Source organism: Micromonospora sp. NBC_01796, from assembly GCF_035917455.1.
Classification (GTDB): Bacteria; Actinomycetota; Actinomycetes; order Mycobacteriales; family Micromonosporaceae; genus Micromonospora_G.
Genome location: NZ_CP109078.1, coordinates 3,917,165 through 3,934,132, shown reverse-complemented (window position 1 = coordinate 3,934,132; position 16,968 = coordinate 3,917,165). Strand labels below are relative to the sequence as shown.

At 72.2% G+C, this 16,968-nt stretch carries 11 protein-coding genes; 3 read left to right on the top strand and 8 right to left on the bottom strand.

Features of this window, described 5'->3' with window-relative positions; translation table 11 throughout:
• Window positions 1-166: 166 nt before the first annotated feature.
• From cspE to OIE47_RS18110, 5 genes are all read right to left on the bottom strand, one after another.
• Window positions 167-370 (bottom strand): transcription antiterminator/RNA stability regulator CspE, encoded by a 204-nt coding sequence (gene cspE / locus OIE47_RS18130; protein WP_326562658.1) that lies wholly within the window; start codon window positions 368-370, stop codon window positions 167-169.
• 225 nt (window positions 371-595) lie between these two features.
• On the bottom strand, window positions 596-4,033 hold the full coding sequence (locus OIE47_RS18125; protein ID WP_326562657.1) for a UvrD-helicase domain-containing protein: 3,438 nt from the start codon (window positions 4,031-4,033) through the stop codon (window positions 596-598).
• Window positions 4,030-7,563, bottom strand: a complete 3,534-nt coding sequence (locus OIE47_RS18120; RefSeq protein ID WP_442792166.1) for an ATP-dependent helicase — start codon at window positions 7,561-7,563, stop codon at window positions 4,030-4,032. Before OIE47_RS18120 ends, OIE47_RS18125 begins: the two co-directional genes overlap by 4 nt.
• A 128-nt stretch (window positions 7,564-7,691) precedes the next feature.
• The gene (locus OIE47_RS18115) at window positions 7,692-8,237 is read right to left on the bottom strand and encodes a TIGR00730 family Rossman fold protein (protein ID WP_326562655.1); all 546 of its coding nucleotides are present in this window, start codon (window positions 8,235-8,237) and stop codon (window positions 7,692-7,694) included.
• Window positions 8,238-8,241: 4 nt separating this feature from the next.
• Entirely contained in the window at window positions 8,242-9,087 is an 846-nt protein-coding gene (locus OIE47_RS18110) for a TIGR00730 family Rossman fold protein (protein WP_326562654.1), read from the bottom strand.
• Window positions 9,088-9,257: 170 nt separating this feature from the next.
• Here OIE47_RS18110 and OIE47_RS18105 point away from each other — a divergent pair, with 170 nt between their 5' ends.
• A complete protein-coding gene (locus tag OIE47_RS18105; protein ID WP_326562653.1) occupies window positions 9,258-9,437 on the top strand; it encodes a hypothetical protein in 180 nt (59 codons plus the stop codon).
• Window positions 9,438-9,506: 69 nt separating this feature from the next.
• On the opposite strand, the gene dapE is transcribed toward OIE47_RS18105, so the two are convergent.
• Entirely contained in the window at window positions 9,507-10,580 is a 1,074-nt protein-coding gene (gene dapE / locus OIE47_RS18100) for a succinyl-diaminopimelate desuccinylase (RefSeq protein WP_326562652.1), read from the bottom strand.
• A 104-nt stretch (window positions 10,581-10,684) separates the two neighbouring features.
• On the opposite strand from dapE, the gene dapD reads away from it, so the two are divergent.
• Window positions 10,685-11,644 carry a 2,3,4,5-tetrahydropyridine-2,6-dicarboxylate N-succinyltransferase gene (gene dapD / locus OIE47_RS18095; RefSeq protein WP_326562651.1) on the top strand — a complete coding sequence of 320 codons (960 nt, stop codon included), beginning with the start codon at window positions 10,685-10,687 and terminating at the stop codon, window positions 11,642-11,644.
• Between the two features lie 57 nt (window positions 11,645-11,701).
• Here dapD and OIE47_RS18090 read toward each other — a convergent pair whose 3' ends face one another.
• Window positions 11,702-15,022, bottom strand: a complete 3,321-nt coding sequence (locus OIE47_RS18090) for a S8 family serine peptidase (RefSeq protein WP_326562650.1) — start codon at window positions 15,020-15,022, stop codon at window positions 11,702-11,704.
• A 288-nt stretch (window positions 15,023-15,310) separates the two neighbouring features.
• Between OIE47_RS18090 and OIE47_RS18085 the strand changes: the two genes are divergently transcribed.
• Window positions 15,311-15,868 (top strand): sugar O-acetyltransferase, encoded by a 558-nt coding sequence (locus tag OIE47_RS18085; RefSeq protein WP_326562649.1) that lies wholly within the window; start codon window positions 15,311-15,313, stop codon window positions 15,866-15,868.
• An 88-nt stretch (window positions 15,869-15,956) separates the two neighbouring features.
• Here the strand turns inward: OIE47_RS18085 and OIE47_RS18080 are convergent, their stop codons facing one another.
• Entirely contained in the window at window positions 15,957-16,874 is a 918-nt protein-coding gene (locus OIE47_RS18080) for a DUF559 domain-containing protein (RefSeq protein ID WP_326562648.1), read from the bottom strand.
• Window positions 16,875-16,968: the final 94 nt, after the last annotated feature.

The following is a 16,968-nucleotide window of genomic DNA, read 5'->3' as shown; positions in this document are numbered from 1 at the left end:
TGTCGAGGAAGGTGCCCGTGGGGCACTGGCCGCCGGGAGCCGTGAAGGGCTCCACCAGCGATCGCAAGCACGAACCGATGGGTAATACGCGGGGCCGGCCCGCGCCAGCAAGGCGCGGGCCGGTCACGTCACCGCGCCCGGCGGGCGCAGTGGGGTGTAACTGGGTTCAGATCAGCCGGATGTTCTCGGCCTGCGGGCCCTTCTGGCCCTGGGTCACCTCGAACTCGACCCGCTGGTTCTCGTCCAGGCTCCGGTAGCCGGAGGACTGGATCGCCGAGAAGTGGGCGAAGACGTCGGCGCCGCCGCCGTCCGGGGTGATGAAGCCGAAGCCCTTGTCAGCGTTGAACCACTTGACGGTGCCAATTGCCATTTGTTTCGTCTCCTTGACGGAACGATCGGTCCCGCACTTTTGCGGGCCGAAGAGAATCGCCCGCGCCCGGCAGGCGCGGATCGGTGTCGCCCCCTGGTCGCCCCGCCCGGAGAACTCCGGACATAACAAAGAGCGCCTGGGTTACAATCCCGCAGGCGCACACAGAGTCTCTGGGAACCAAAACTGCAACTTGGTCAGCCTAGCACGTACGTGCCGGAACAGCCATCAAGCCACCGGCAGTGCGGTGATCAGCGCCGCCAGACCGTCCGCGTCGAGCAGGTCGACCGGGCGCACGGTGGTGCCCTCGCGTACGTAGTGGAAAGCGGCCCGTACCTGCTCCAACGGCACCCCGGCCAGTTCCGCCCAGGCCAGCCGGTACGCGGCCAACTGCACCGCTGCCGCGTCCGCCGCCGCACCCACCGGCTCCCGGCCGGTCTTCCAGTCGATCACGTCGAAACGGCTACCCGGCCCGCTGAACACCGCGTCCATCCGGCCCCGGACCACCACCCCGGCGACCACTGTGGCAAATGGCACCTCCACCTCGGCCGGCATCCGGTCCGCCCACTCGCTGGCCAGGAACCGCTGCTGCAACTCGACCAGCGCCTCGTCCGGCGCGGCGTCCTCGTCGGCCGCTCCGGGCAACTCGTCGATGTCGAGCAGTCGACCGGCCCCGAACCGCTGCTCCAACCAGGCGTGGAAGGCCGTGCCCCGGCGGGCGTACGGGTCCGGGCGGGACGGCATCGGCCGGCGCAGCGTACGGGCCAGCGCGTGCGGGTCACGACGCAGCGCCACGAGCTGCGACACGGAGAGGTGGCCGGGGAGGGCGACCTCGATCGGCCCGACCCGCTGGGCGAGTTCCGCCCGCTCGGCGAGGAGCAGGTCCGCCTCCCGCCGCCACCGGTCGAGATCCGGATCGGCAGCGGCCTCCGCCTCCCGCCCGCCAGCCGGATCGGCAGCGGGCTCGGCAGCATCCCGCTCGGCGGGCGGGTCGACGGTGGCGGCCGGCAACGGCGGGCCGGTGTCGGCCGCCATGTGCTGGCGGACCAGGGCCGCCGCGTCGGCCATCGCCGGACGGCGGCCACCCAGCGGGTCGGCGGGCCACTCGGCCCTCAGCACCACCTCGGTCGTCGGGTTGACCGCGTCACCGGCCGGCTCGGGCGCCCACGCGTCGATCACGTAACCGTCACCGGTCAGGCACCGGTCGTACACCTCGCGGAGGAAGACCGACGGGCCACGGGCCAGCTTCACCCCGTCACCCCACCAGTAGCCGGAGCAGAGCAGGAGCCGCCGGGGTCGGGTCACCGCCACGTACGCGAGCCGGCGCTCCTCCCGCTCGTCATGTGCCCGCCACTGCTCGGTGAAGGTCGTGAGCGCCTTCATCACGCCCTTCTGGTCGGCCACCTCGTCGAGGGCCAGGACCGGCAGCCCGTCCGCGTCACCGCGCAGCGGGAACGGCAGCACCCCCAGGCCGAGCAGGTAGTGGTCGGAGTTGCGGACCGGTCCGGGCCAGACGCCACGGGTGAGCCCGGCGACCGCGACCACGTCCCATTCGAGGCCCTTCGCGGCGTGCGCGGTGACGATCTGCACCGCCCCCTCCATCACCTCCAGCTCGCCCGGCGCCAGTCCCCGTTCCTCCTCCTCGGCGGCGGCGAGGAAGGCCAGGAAACCGGAGAGGGAGGCGTTGGTCGAGTCACCGGAGAACCGGGCGGCGACGTCACCGAGGGCGTCCAGGTGGCCACGGGCCAGGCCGGCGTCACCGCCACGACCGTCCGTACCGGCCCGTACGGCGACCTCCACCTCCAGGCCGATGGTCCGTTCCACGTCCGCCACCAGGTCCGGCAGCGACTGGTCCAGGCGGTGCCGCAACAGTCCGAGTTCCAGGCCGTACGCGCGCAGCCGGGCATAACCCTCGGCCGAGTAGAGCTGCGCCGGGCCCAGGTCGGCCAGGGCCTCGACCAGGGTCGCGTCATCCAGTCGGTCGGTGCTGATCTCCGGTTCGGCGTCACCGTCGGCGCGGGGCAGTTCCCGCCGGGCGGTCGCGATGGCCCGGGACCTCTTGTGCAGGGCCACCAGGTCGCGGGGGCCGATCCGCCACCGGGCCCCGGTGAGCAGCCGGAGCAGGGCCGCCCCGTCGGTCGGGTCGGCGAGCACCCGCAGGGTGCAGACGACGTCCCGTACCTCGGGGGTGTCCAGCAGGCCGCCGAGCCCGACCACCTCGACCGGCAGCCCCCGCTCGCGCAGGGCCGCCTCGATCGCCGGGATCTGGCTGCGTACCCGGACCAGCACCGCGCTGGTCGGCCGCCGCTCGACCGGGATGTGCTCGGGCAGCGCCGTCGGCATCCGGGCCGCGCCCCGCCAGGCGGCGAGCAGGCTGTCCGCGATCCAGTCGGCCTCTTCCTCGTACGTGGAAAGCAGCGCACAGTGCACGGTCCCGCCGGCGGCCCCTCGCGCCGTCCGTCCGGGAATCGGGTCCTTCACCTGCATCGCCGCGGCCAGTTCGCTCACCTGGGCACCGGCGGCCCGCAGCGGCACCGCGAGCCCGTTGGCGACCCCGAGGATCTCGGGCCGGTTCCGCCAGCTCGTGGTGAGGGTCAGGGTGCGCGCCCGACGGCCACCGGTGTGGTTGAACTCGGTCGGGAACCGGTTCAGGGTGCCGGCGCTCGCACCGCGCCAGCCGTAGATGGACTGGCACGGGTCGCCGACCGCGGTGACCGGGTGACCGCCGCCGTAGAGCGCCCGCAGCAGCACCACCTGGGCGTGGCTGGTGTCCTGGTACTCGTCGAGGAGCACCACCCGGTAGCGCTCGCGTTCGATCGCACCGACCTCCGGGTGGTCCCGGGCGACCCGGGCCGCCCGGGCCATCTGGTCGCCGAAGTCCATCGCCTCGAAGTCGTCCTTGCGCTGGTCGTACGCGCGGACCAGGGGCATCAGCTTGAGCCGGATCTGCTGGATCTTCAACGCCTTGCGGACGTCGGCGTAGATCTTTCCCGGCTGGGAGCTGACCTCGGCGTAGAACCGCCCGGTCCAGGCGGAAAGCTCGTCCGGGGTGACCAGGTGCTCGGCCAGTTCACCGGCGAGGGCGAGCACCGCGTCGGTGATGGTGCTCGGCATCCGGTCGACATCGGACATGTCCCCGTCGTACGTGCGCACCAGCAGGTCGGCGAGCTGCCACCGGGACGCCTCGGTGAGCAGTCGGGTGGACGGCTCGTACCCGGCCCGCAGCCCGTGCTCGGTGACGATCCGGGCCGCGTACGAGTGGTACGTCGCCACCGTCGGCTCACCGCCGAGCTGATCGCCCTCCGGATCCCGGCCGTCCCGTCCGAGCCGGCGGACCAACTGGTCCAGCCGGGTACGGATCCGGTGTGCGAGTTCACCGGCCGCCTTGCGGGTGAAGGTGAGCCCGAGCACCTGCTCGGGTTGGACGTACCCGTTGGCGACCAGCCAGACCACCCGGGCGGCCATCGTCTCGGTCTTGCCCGAGCCGGCCCCGGCGACCACCAGCAGCGGCTCGACCGGCGCGGCGATGATCGCCGCCTGTTCACGGGTCGGCGCGTGGTCCATCCGCAGCAGCTTGGCCAGCTCGAACGGGGTGTAGCGCGGGCCGGCGTCGGCTCTCCGCGACGGCGTCGGCGCCGTGGCGGCGAACAGTGACGACTGGCTCAATCCTGCTCTCCACGCTGGGTCGGCGGTGTCATCCCCGGCCGCCGTGCGGGCGGTTCGACCACCTGGCGGCCCTTGCCGGAGACCGGGCAGCTGGTCCGGACCGGGCAGACCCGGCACTTGCTGTTGGCCACCGCGGCGAAGGTCGAAGCGGCCATCGTATCGGCGGTACGCCGTACCATCGCCCGCGCCCAGCCGGCCTCGTCGGCGGCGGTGACCGGGGCCTGGCCCTGTTCCTTCGCGTCCTTGGTCCCGGTGCCGAGCTGCACCAGCGCGGCACCGCCCGAGGAGTCGCCGAACTCGGCGAACGCACCCGCCTCCACGGCCGCCTGGTACGCGCCGAGCTGCGGATGTTCGGCCAGCTCGGTGCCGGTGACCGCGGTCGACTTGCCGGTCTTGAGGTCGATCACGACCAGCCGGCCGTCGGCGTCGACCTCCAGCCGGTCCACCCGACCGGTCAGGTCGATCGGCCGGGTGGGGTCGTCCAGCCGGACCGCGAACTCGTGCTCGATGGCGAGCAGCCGGCGCGGGTTGGTCGCCAGCCAGCGGAGCAGCTTGTCGACCATCGCCTCGGCCCGCTGCTTCTCCGGCCCGGCCATCCACTGTGCGGCCAGGTCGATCACGTCGAACCGCGCGGTGACGTACTCGATGAGCTGGCTCCGGTCGGCACTGGCGTCCTCGGCCAGCATCGCGGCGGCGTGCACCAGGTTGCCCACCCCCTGCGCGCCGCTCGCCGGGGCCGCGCCGCCGTGCCGCTCCAGCAGCCAGCGCAGGCTGCACCGCAACGCGCTCTCCATGGTGGACGGGGTGACCTTGACCGGTTCGCCCTCGTCCACCAGCGGCCGGTCGTCGGAGAGCGCCCGCAGCCCCCACCAGTCGTCCGGGTGGGCGCCGGGCACACCGGCGACGGCGAGCCGGGCGAGCTGGGCCGCGGCCTCCTGCCGCCGTTGGTCGGACGAGGCCGGGTCGATCACCACGGTACGCAGCTCCGCCACCAGCGCCGGCAGGGTGAGCGCCCTCGGCGCCCGCTCCACCGGCAACTCCCCCGGCTCCCCCGCCTGTGCTCCCTCCGCCTCCGCTACTGCCGCCGGCGCTGCCTGTGGTGCCGCCTCCGCTACCGGAACCGGGCCGTTCGAGCCCTCCGGAGCGGAGCCGTTCGGGCCTTCCGGAGCCGGGTGCGGCGCATCGTCCGGGGCCGGGCCGTTCGGAGAGGGACCCGGGGCGGACGAGCCGACCGGGCGGGAGCCGGGGTCGGCCGGCGGGGCCAGCTCGTAGAGGAAGCGGCTCGGCTGCTCCTCGTGGTCCATCCCGCCGACCGCCGCCGAGGCGACCGCGCTGACCAGCAGTCGGCGCCGGGCGCGGGTGACCGCCACGTAGAACAGCCGGCGCTCCTCGTCCAGCAATGCCGAGGTCTGCCCGACCAGGCTGGCCGCCAGCCCGCTGCCGTCGGCGCGGCCGGCGAGCACCTCGACCAGCCGCTCCGAACCGAGCAGGCTGCCACGCAGCCGCAGGTCCGGCCAGATCCCCTCCTGTACGCCGGCAACCGCGACCAGGTCCCATTCGAGTCCCTTGGCCGCGTGCGCGGTCAGCAGCCGTACCGCCTCGCCGGGATCGGCGCTCGGGGCCAGGGTGTCGGCGGGCAACTGCTGCCCCAGCACGTGGTCGAGGAACACCTCCGTACGGGCACCCGGCAGCCGGTCGACGAACCGGGCAGCCGCGTCGAAGAGCACCACTATCGCGTCCAGGTCCCGGTCGGCGGCAGCGGCCCGCCAGCGGGGCGCGTTCTCGCCCTCGCCGGTGGCGGTCCGGCCCCGGCCGATCGCGCCGGACCAGCGTTCGGCCAGCCCGCTGTCCTGCCAGACCGCCCAGAGGACCTGTTCGGCGGTGGCTCCGGGGGTGGCGGCGGCGGTCCGGGCGGTGGCCAGCAGCCCGGCGACCGCCTGGGCCGGTGCCGCCCAGCGCCGTTCGATCGCGGCCAGTTCCGCCGGCTCGCGCAACGCCTCGACCAGCAGCTCACCCGAGGGCCTGCGGTCACCGCCGGCCAGGGCGAGTGCGCGCAGGCCCTGCCGCAGCCGCCGTTCGGCCAGCGGATCCGCCCCGCCGAACGGCGAGTGCAGCAGCGCCACCGCCGCCTCCTCGTCGAGCCGGTCCGGCTCCAGGGCGCAGCGCAGCAGCAGCAACAGCGGCGCCACCGCCGGTTGCAGGTGCAGCGGCAGGTCCTCGGCGTGGACCACGGTCGGCACCCCGGCAGCCTGGAGCGCCCGTTGCAACGAGGGCAGTTGTCGGGGCGCCGAACGGACCAGCACCGCCATCCGGGACCAGGGCACCCCGTCGATCAGGTGGGCGGCACGCAGGGCGTGCGCCAGGTACGCCGACTCGCCGGTGGCGGAGCGGAACGTACGGACCTCGACGGTGCCGGGTGCGGCGTCCGGCAGCGGTGCCAGTTGCCGGTGGGTGATCGGTCCACGCAGCCGTCGGGCGACCCGTGCGGCGGCACCGAGCAGTCCCGTACCGCCCCGGTAGCTGGTGGTGAGCAGGACGGTCCGGGCAACCGCACCGGAGGCGGTACGGAACCGGTGCGGGAAGGCGGCGACACCGGCCGGGTCGGCACCCCGGAACGCGTACGTCGAGGAGTCCGGGTCGGCGAACGCGACCAGCGGCTTGCCGCCTCCGGCGATCAGGTTGAGCAGTTCGAGCTGGGCCGGGTCGGTGTCGGCGAGCTCGTCGACGTAGACGTGGGTCAGCCGGCGCCGCTCGGCGTCCAGCAGCTCCGGGTCGTCGACGAGCAACCCGCTGGCGGCCCGGACCAGCTCCGCCGGGTCGTACGCGATCGAGCCCCGGCCGGTCGCGTCCCGCAGCGCCAGTACGGCCACGTACTCACGCAGGAAGCGGGCTGCGGCGGGCCAGTCGGCCCGGCCCAGCCGCTCGCCCAGCCGGGCCAGTTCGACCGGTCCGACCCCGCGTTCGGCGGCACGTTGCATCAGGTCGCGAAGCTGGCCGGCGAAGGCCCTGGTGCGCAGCGCCGGGCGGAGTTGTTCGGGCCAGCCGATCCGGTCGGCCGGTGCGTGCGCGTCTGCCGGTGCGTTCGCGTCGGTCGGGTTCTGGTCGCCGACGACGTCGAGCAGCTCACGGATGATCAGGTCCTGCTCGGGGCCGGTGAGCAGGCGCGGTGACGGCTCACCGCGTTCGGCGGCGGCCCGGCGCAGCAGGCCGAAGGCGTAGCCGGGGAAGGTGCGTACGAGGGGTTCGTGCATCACCCGGGCGCCGATGCCGGTGACGCGGGCCTCGATCCGGTGGCGCAGCGCGGTGGCGGAACGCCGACCGAAGGTCAGCACCAGGATGTGTTCCGGGTCGACTCCCCCGGCCACCCGCGCGGCGACCGCCTCGACCAGGGTGCTGGTCTTCCCGGTCCCCGGCCCGCCGAGTACGAGCAGCGGCCCGTCGACGTGCTCGACGACCTGCTGTTGCCGGGGGTCGCCAACCCACGCCGGCGCGGCCTCGGCCGGCCGACGAACGAGCTGGTACGCCTGCACGCCGCCCATCACACCATGCCGCCCCGACGCTCCCGCGTAGGCAACGGCGGCTTGTCGCGCTTTCCGGAGCCCTTCCCGAGCGAGGACCGCGCGGGGTGACCGGGTGGTGACGGTGACGGGAGCGTGGGTCAGTCGAGGCGGGCTTCGATGGCGTCCAGCGCGGCGCCGATCGAGTCGACCACCACCAGCAGGTTCATCGCCCGCTGGTGGGCGAAGCGGGTGGGGGCGAGTCCGTACAGCCAGTCGATCAGCCCGGTGTAGAACCCGTCCTGGTCGAGCAGGACGACCGGCTTGTGGTGCATGGCCAGGGTGGCCGTGGTCCAGACCTCGAAGAGTTCGTCCAGGGTGCCGAGCCCGCCGGGCAGGGTCAGGAACGCGTCCGACTTGTCGATCATCGCGGTCTTGCGGCTGGCCATGCCCTCGGTGATCACCAGCTCGTCGGCGTGCCGGTCGGCGACCTCCAGGTCGACCAGCGCCTGCGGGATGATGCCGAGCGTGTGGCCACCGGCGGCGCGGGCGCCGTCGGCGAGCGCGCCCATCATGCCGACGCAGCCGCCGCCGGAGACCAGGGTGTGGCCGCGCCGGGCGAGCTCACCGCCGGTCTCGGTGGCGAGGTCCAGCCAGCGCTGGTCGAGCGTACGGGAGGAAGCGCAGAAAACGCAGATGGCGGCCATCAACTCACCCTTCGCGAGAGGTGGAAGCTGCCTGCTGGTCGGCTCCCGCCTGGGCGATGGCCGTCTCCTGGAGCGCTTCCTGTTCCGCGGCGAGCGCGGCGTCGGCATCTACGATATGCCCGACGGCCGTGGCCACATCATCGGTGACCAGTATCAATTCGAGATCAGCCGCCCCGATCTTGCCGGTTGCGGCGAGGGTGTCCCGCAGCCAGGCGAGCAGCCCGCCCCAGTACTCCTTGCCCATCAGGACCACCGGAAACCGGGTGACCTTGCCGGTCTGCACCAGGGTCAGCGCCTCGAAGAGTTCGTCCAGGGTGCCGAACCCACCGGGCAGGACCACGAACGCCTGGGCGTACTTGACGAACATGGTCTTGCGGGCGAAGAAGTAGCGGAAGTCGATCGCCATGTCGACCCAGTCGTTGATGCCCTGCTCGAACGGCAGCTCGATGCCGAGCCCGACGGAGAGACCGCCGGCGTCGGTGGCGCCCCGGTTCGCCGCCTCCATCACGCCGGGTCCGCCGCCGGTGATGACCGCGTACCCGGCGCGGGCGAGAGCGGCGCCCAACTCCTCGGCGAGCTTGCACTCGTCACTGTCGGGGAGGCTGCGCGCCGACCCGAAGACGCTCACCGCGGGCGGCAGGTCGGCCAGGGTGTCGAAACCCTCGACGAACTCGGAGAGGATGCGCAGGGCCCGCCAGGCGTCCTTGGTCTTCCAGTCGGCCCGGCTCCGGGAGTCGAGTAGGCGCTGGTCGGCCGTACTGGATGGGATGGCGTCCCGGCGCAGGGTGACCCCGCCGCCGTGCCGCTCCGGCCCCCGGGCCCTGCCGTTGCGTCCCTTGCTGTGACTCATGCGTCCACGGTAGTGGGATGGCCAGTCCACGTCGGCAACTCACCCCGGCTGCGGGAAAAGAGCGCCGCTCAGGTGCAACCTGAGCGGCTCCGTACGCGTCTTACTATTCACATACCGGGTATGCACGGGGTCCGGCAGCGCCGCCGGACACCTTTGGGGGGAGGCGCACCGTGATCAACAACAACGAGATCATCCGGCTCCGGCGACAGATGCACCAGCGAATCCGCGCCGTGGTGGCCGAACGCCGGGTTGCCCGCCAACAGGATTCGGCCGACGACACCGCGTTCGACTCGACCATCGCCGCAGAAACGTCCGGCGGCACCGGCGAGGGTTCGCTGATCGGCGGATAGGCCGGCCCGATCCGGCCGGGCCGGCCCGCGTTCGGCGTCGGCCCCGCGTGCCGTCGTCGAAGGCGACCGTCAGACCGGCGCGAGCCAGCGGTGCAGGGTGGCCGCCCCGTCGCGGATCTTCCCGATCTCGACGTGCTCGTCCGGCGCGTGCGCCAGGTTCGGGTCGCCCGGCCCGAAGTTCAGCGCCGGGATGCCGAGCGCGGCGAACCGGGCCACATCGGTCCAGCCCAGCTTCGCCACCGGCTCCTCGCCGACCGCCGTCAGGAACTCCCGGGCCGGCGCCGCGGTCAGTCCGGGCAGCGCCCCCGGTGCCACGTCCACCAACTTCACCTCCAGACCGGCGAACACCTCGCGTACGTGTGCCTCCGCCTCGGCCGGCGACCGGTCCGGCGCGAACCGGTAGTTGACCTCGATCTCGCACCGGTCGGGCACCACGTTGCCGGCGACCCCGCCGTGGATGCCGACCGCGTTGAGCCCCTCCCGGTAGGTGCAGCCGTCGATGGTGACCGTCCGGGCCTGGTAACCGGCCAGCCGGTTGAGCGCCTCGCCGGCCGCGTGGATGGCGTTCACCCCGCGCCAGGACCGCGCCGAGTGCGCCCGCCGGCCGGTGGTCGTCACGATCGCCCGCAGGGTGCCCTGGCAACCGGCCTCGACCACGCCGTACGTCGGTTCGAGCAGCACGGCGAAGTCGGCCGTGAGCCACTCCGGGTGCGCCTGCGCCACCAGGGTCAGGCCGTTGTAGCGGCTGTCGATCTCCTCGGCCTCGTAGAACAGGTACGTCACGTCGTACCGGGGTTCGGCCAGGCTCACCGCCAGGTGCAGGGCGTACGCCACGCCGGACTTCATGTCCGAGGTGCCGCACCCGTAGATCAGGTCACCCTCGCGCTTCGACGGGAAGTTGTCGTTCAACGGGACCGTGTCCAGGTGCCCGGCCAGCACCACCCGCTGCGAGCGGCCCAGCTCGGTACGGGCCATCACCGTGTTCTGGTGCCGCTGCACGTCCAGGTGGGGAACCGACCGCAGCACCTCCTCGACGTGGTGCGCGATTTCCTTCTCGTTGAGCGAGACGGACTCGATGTCGACCAGGGCGCGGGTCAACGCGACCGGATCGGCCAACACCTCGGGGGTCAGCGGGTTCTCCATGTCCGGCACGGTACCGTCAAGATTGTGCGGGCGCGGACCGAGCGGGCGAGCTGTGCTGTCCATGACTCGCCGGGCTCCCAGCTTCCGAGAATAAGGATGACTCGATGACTTCCGCGCAGCCCGCCTGGGGTATCGGACTGGCCACCGTAACCGCCGACGACCAGGTGCTCGACACCTGGTACCCGACCGGCAAGCTGGGCCTGGGCGCGCTGCCGCTGGTGCCCGGCGAGGAGCAGGCGGACGTACTCGACCTGCCGCCGGGAGCGGTCGGCGAACGGGCGCTGCCCGGTCTGCGTACGGTGGTGGTGATCACGGAAATCGGCTCGCTGGCCGACCCGATCAAGGACGCCTCCGACGCGTACCTGCGGTTGCACCTGCTCTCCCACCGCCTGGTCCGGCCCAACGAGCTCAACCTCGACGGCATCTTCGGCCAGTTGGCGAACGTGGCCTGGACCTCGGCCGGGCCGTGCCCGCCGGACCGGGTGGACGAGCTGCGGGTGATCGAGCGCGCCGCCGGCCGCCACCTGGCCGTGTACGGGGTGGACAAGTTCCCCCGGATGACCGACTACGTGGTGCCGTCCGGGGTCCGGATCGCCGACGCCGACCGGGTACGGCTCGGCGCCCACCTGGCGCCCGGGACCACGGTCATGCACGAGGGCTTCTGCAACTTCAACGCCGGCACCCTGGGCACCTCGATGGTCGAGGGCCGGATCGTGGCCGGGGTCGTGGTCGGCGACGGCTCCGACGTCGGCGCCGGTGCCTCGATCATGGGCACCCTCTCCGGCGGCGGCACCGAGAAGGTCCGCATCGGCGAGCGCAGCCTGCTCGGCGCGAACGCCGGGATCGGCATCTCGCTCGGCGACGACTGCGTGGTCGAGGCGGGTTGTTACATCACCGCCGGCTCCAAGATCAGCCTCCCGGACGGGACCGTGGTCAAGGCCCGCGAACTCTCCGGCGTGGCCGGGCTGCTGTTCTGGCGCAACTCGCTGACCGGCGCCCTGGAGGCCCGGCCCCGCACCGGACACGGCATCAAGCTCAACGCCGCCCTGCACGCCAACGACTGACCCGGACGAAAGCGGGGTGCCGGCTCGATCGAGCCGGCACCCCGTTTCCCGTTCCTGCTACTTCAGTCTGTACGCGCGGATCACCTGCTGGGTGACGGTGTCACCGGCCGAGTCGGTCGCCTTGGCGCGCAGCGAGACGTATTTCGCCCCGCCGGGGTGCCGTACGCTCGCCACCCAGCCGGACTTCGTCGACCGAACCTCCGCGTCCCGCCAGGTACGCCCGTCGTCGTACGAGACCTCCACGGTCAGCCGCCGCACCTGGGCACCGGGCGCGCCGGGCTGCCGCTGCACGTTGACCGGGATGTCGAACGCCCTGCCCGCCGGGGCGGCGTTGGTCGCGTCGAGCTTCGGCGCGTACCTGATCGCCGACGCCGGCAGCTTTGCGAACTCGTCGCCCGGCACGTGCCCGGACCGGAACGTCCACGCCGCCTCGGTCGAGGTCGCCAGATCCGAGACGTCCCGGGTCGCCGACACCACCACCCGGTAGTCGGCCCGACCGGCCGGCACCTCGAACACGCCGAAACCGGGCTCCGGGCTCTCCCCGACCAGCTTGCCGTTGCGGTAGAGCGCGGTACGGGCGGTCGTGGTGAGCGAGCCACCCCCGTGCCCGGCCGCGTCGCTGTAGACCGGCAGGGCGACCACGATCGTGTTCCCCTGCCGGGTGATGCCCGACTCCGGCCAACGCGACTCGGGGAAGGACGGACCGTACGGCGCCTCGTTCCAGACGTCCCGGTACTCCCGCCCGGCCTTGTACGCCGTCGGCGGCGTCTCCAGGACGGCCTGGAGCACCGGCCAGCCGTCGTCGCCCGGCACGCTCAACTCCAGCGCGGACTCCCAGCGGACCCCGCCGTTGGTGCCGAGGTGTTCGACCCGCTGCCCCGGCAGTTCCACAGGCAGGACGACCGCCCAGGCACCCATGTCCTCGGGGAAGACCGGGAACAGCAGCCGGTGCGCGTCCTGACCGGCCTCGCCGCCCCGGAACTCGTTGCGCACGGTGGCGAGGTCCCGGTCCCGGTAGTGGCGCACGTACCCGTTCGGGAACCGGCCGGAGAACTGTTCGGCGACGGCGTAGAGGTAGGGGCTGTTGGCGAAGCCGCCCTCGGAATCCCGCTCGGCCCACTGGCTGCCGATCTGGCCGACGAAGCCCTCCATCGCCCCGCCGGTGCCGAGCTGGCCGGCGTACAGGCCCTCGAACGTGTCGGCCAGCACGCTGGTGCCGTACCCGAACTCGTCCGTCGACCAGTTGGCCGTGAGGTCGATCAGCGCCGGAGTGGCGGAACGGTGGGGCACCGTCACCTCGACCGGCCGTGCCTTGCGTGCGTCGACCGTGATGCTGGTGTTCCTGTCGATGATCAGCTCGGGCTGGACCAGCATGGTGGAGTCGTACTCCTCCTCGGCCCGCTCGCGGAAGATCATGGTGCTCAGGCCGTAGGTGCCCTTGGGCAGCCGTACGGTCGCGGTGCCGTCCTCGTCGTACACGCTGGCGAAGAGGAACCGGTCGAGTCCGACCAGCAGGCTGCTGTACTCGACGGGCACCGCGCCGGTCTGGTCGAGGTGGGTGAGCGTCAGGTCGTAGCTCTCGACCTCCTTGTTCACCCCGACCGGGGTGGTCACCACGGTTGTTCCGGCGGTGGCGGTGAGCCGGCCGGACCAGTAGCCGTCGGCGCTGGCCACGCTGGTGTCGGCGGTCACGGTGACCGCCGCCTGACCACCGGCCGGCACGGTCACCCGGGCCGCGCTGGTGGTGAACAGACCCGCCGGTGCGGCCACGCCCTCGGGACCGGTCACCTGGAGGGCCAGGTCCAGGGTCAGCTCGGTGGTGCCGGGGTTGCGGTAGGTGACGGTCCGGGTGACGACCGCATCGTCCGCGTGCGGCCAGATGGTGCGACCGAACGAGAGACTGGCCGGGTCGGTGGTCACCGGTTGGGTGATGGCGCGGGCCACGTCGACCCGGCCGGCTCCCTGCTGGTACGCGGTGAGCGTCGGGTCGGGCTTCGCCGAGGCCATCAGGGTCGCCTTGAACTGTGCCGCGGTCCAGTCGGGGTGCTGCTGTCCGAGCAGTGCGACCGCGCCGACCACGTGCGGGGTTGCCATCGAGGTGCCGGAGAGGGTCACGTAGTGCTCGCCGACCGGCGCACCGAGTTCGGTGCCGGCGCCCTTGGCCGCGACGATCTCGACGCCGGGCGCGGTGATGTCGGGCTTCACGGCGTCGTCGCCGGTCCGGGGGCCGCGGCTGGAGAAGTCTGCCAGCTTGTCGTCGCGGTCCACCGCACCGACGGTCAGGGCGGCGTCCGCGCTGCCCGGCGAGCCGACCGAGGCGTCCGAGCCGTCGTTGCCGGCGGCGATGACAAAGAGCGTGCCGGTCTGCGCGGTGAGGGTGTTGACGGCTTCCTCGATCGGGTCGATCTCCGGGCCGTCGTAGCCGCCGAGGCTGATGTTGACAACGTCCGCCTGCTTGTCCACGGCCGCCCACTGGAGCCCGGCGAGGATCGCCGACTCGGTGCAGCCGTACTCCTCGCAGACCTTGCCGGAGACCAGGGTGGCGTCGGGCGCGACGCCCCGGTACTTGCCGCCGGAGGCGGCGCCACTGCCGGCGATGATCGAGGCGACGTGGGTGCCGTGTCCGACGATGTCGCCCGGCTCGGCCTCCTCGCTGAAGTTCTGCGCGTCGGCGACCTTGCCGACCAGGTCGGGATGGTTCACGTCGACCCCGGAGTCGAGGACCGCGACGGTGACTCCACTGCCGGTGAATCCGGCCTGGTACGCGGCCGGCGCACCGATCTGGGGAACGCTGTGGTCCAGGGTCAGTTGCCGCTTGCCGTCCAGCCAGATCTTCTCGATCCCGGCGGCGGTGGCGGTACGGGCACCGCCCTGGCCCGTGGTGACACCGGCCCAGAAGGCACCGGCTCCGGCCTTGGTGGCCGCGACCGCGGCTCCGCCGATGGCCGGTAGTTCCCGGGTGACCTGCGCACCCGCGACCCGCAGCGTGCCGGCGGCCGAGGCCCGGGCTCCGGCGCCGTACGTCACGATCAGCGGCAGGTTGTCGCGCGCGGAATCGTGGTATCCGGCCTGCACCAGCCCGGTGACGTTGAACAGTCGCCGGTCGAGTTGGCCCGACCGGATCAGCGCGGACGCGTCCCGTGGGATCACGTACAGGCCGTCGGGCTCCCGGTTGACGATGAACTGGATCTTCTCGCGTCCCTTGCCGGGCTGGACCGCGCCGGCCCGGGCGTCGGGCGAGGCGAGCGTGATCCGGTCACCGGTCAGCAGGGTCACCGTCACCGGCTGGGCCTTGGCCCCTGCGGTCGGTGCCGCGGTCGACGGCTTCGCCGCCGTCGGTACGGGTGCGGCCAGGCCGGCCGAGCCGGTGCCCAGCACCAACCCGACCCCTAGTACGACTGCGGTCAATCTCCTGGGCAACTGCAACGCAAACCTCCCCGGTCGACATCTCATGGATGCCAGGTCCTGCATGGACACCGGTCAGCATTGCATACTGGGTATGCATCGGATAGCCCCAAGGCTATCTAGAATTAGACCATTCAATCGCTTGTGATCATTTCCGACGCTCCCCCCACATTCGACGCAATGATCATCGCGGGGACGGATCGCGGCAGGCAGGGCCAGCTCCGGCGCGCCTACGGTGGTCGCACAATCCGGAGGAAAGCGATGGCCTCGCACAAGGAACGGATGCTCGCGGGCGAGCTGTATCTCGCCGACGATCCGGAGATCATCGCCGACGCCCAACGGGCGGCGCTGCTGATGGAACGCTTCAATGCAAGCAGTGTCGGCACACCGGAACTGCGTCGACAACTCCTCGTCGAACTGCTCGGATCGGTCGACGACGGGGTCGTCGTACGCCCATCGTTCTACTGCGATTTCGGCTACCGGATCAGCATCGGCTCCGGCACCTTCGTCAACTACGGTGCGGTCATGCTCGACGTGGCACCGATCACGATCGGCGCGGACGTACAGATCGGTCCGAACGTCCAACTGCTGACGCCCACCCACCCGACCGAGCCCGAGCCACGCCGGGCCAAGTGGGAGGCTGCCAAACCGATCGTCATCGGCGACAACGTCTGGCTCGGCGGCGGCGCCATCGTCCTCGCCGGCGTCACCATCGGCGAGAACACGGTGGTGGGCGCCGGCGCCGTCGTCCCCCGAGACCTACCCCCCAACGTCATCGCCCTGGGCAACCCCGCCCGAATCCACCGCCACCTCCCCTGACCCGCCCCGCCAGTCGCACTGAATTTCATGATCATTGCGCTCTGAGCTGTTGGCCGGGGGCATTCGGGAACAGATAAGAGCGCGTGGATCAAGAGAGACGCGAGTTGCGGGCGGCGAGGATGGCCAGGATCTCGTGGCGGATTTCGGACGGCTCGTGGGTCAGTCGGCGGTGGGTGAAGCGGACCACCAGGATGCCGAGCGTGGCGAGCAGCGCGTCCCGGCGTACGTCAGCCTCCCGCTGCCGTCGGTCGCCGTGCCAGGCCGCCCCGTCCAACTCGAAGTCGACCCGTTCCCGTTCGGCGTAGACGTCCAGGTCGAAGGCCCGCCCGGCAACCCGTACCCGCTCCTGACGGAGGAAGGTCGGCATGCCCGGCCCGCTGAAGACCCGCTCGTGACCCCAGATCTCCAGCGGGCTGCGGCAGCCGATCGCCAGCCGCTCCAGCAGCACCCGGAACTCCCGCCGACCAGCCAACCTGGGTGCGCCCGCGAGGGCTTCGCCCAGACGCGCCACTGTGGTCATCCGCCCGTTGACCGCCTCGATGACCACCGCCCTGCGCTCGTCCATGGGCAGCAGCGGCCACGAGTCGACCAGGGACCGCTCCAGCCGCGTCACCGGCCGGCCCTGCCGACGCACCGCGTACGGCGGCTCCGGCTCGAACCCGTCGACCCGGTGCAGTACGAGGCCGGGAAAGGAACGCAGCCGTACCGCCGCGGGCACGGTCACGTGCACCGGATCGCCGGGCGCCCACTCGTGGCATCCCCAGAGCGCAAGCGCGGTGGTGTGGCTCAGCGCACCCCGGTCACCGACGTACGCGAGCGCCGCCCGGCACCGCAGATTCGGTTCGCCCTCCCGATCCGGGTCCAGGTACACGTCGGGAAGCACTCGCCGCAGCGAACCGGACCGACAGGCGTTGTCGATCGCCCATCCTGGCACGGCACGCCGGCTCCCCGATCGGGTGACCAGGCCGCCGCCCGCCACCAGCAGCGTACGCAGTTCCGGGTCCACCCGGCCGAGGGTGCCCGAGCCCTGCTACGCCGGCAATCGGCGCGAAGCTGCCCTGTGGACAACCTCGACGGCTGTGGAAAACAACCCGATCAAG

What these genes read in the sequence shown, in the direction of transcription:
- cspE (WP_326562658.1), bottom strand. Translation starts at nt 370, where the DNA reads ATGGCAATTGGCACCGTCAAGTGGTTCAACGCTGACAAGGGCTTCGGC.
- OIE47_RS18115 (WP_326562655.1), bottom strand. Translation starts at nt 8,237, where the DNA reads ATGGCCGCCATCTGCGTTTTCTGCGCTTCCTCCCGTACGCTCGACCAG.
- OIE47_RS18110 (WP_326562654.1), bottom strand. Translation starts at nt 9,087, where the DNA reads ATGAGTCACAGCAAGGGACGCAACGGCAGGGCCCGGGGGCCGGAGCGG.
- dapE (WP_326562652.1), bottom strand. Translation starts at nt 10,580, where the DNA reads ATGGAGAACCCGCTGACCCCCGAGGTGTTGGCCGATCCGGTCGCGTTG.
- dapD (WP_326562651.1), top strand. Translation starts at nt 10,685, where the DNA reads ATGACTTCCGCGCAGCCCGCCTGGGGTATCGGACTGGCCACCGTAACC.
- OIE47_RS18085 (WP_326562649.1), top strand. Translation starts at nt 15,311, where the DNA reads ATGGCCTCGCACAAGGAACGGATGCTCGCGGGCGAGCTGTATCTCGCC.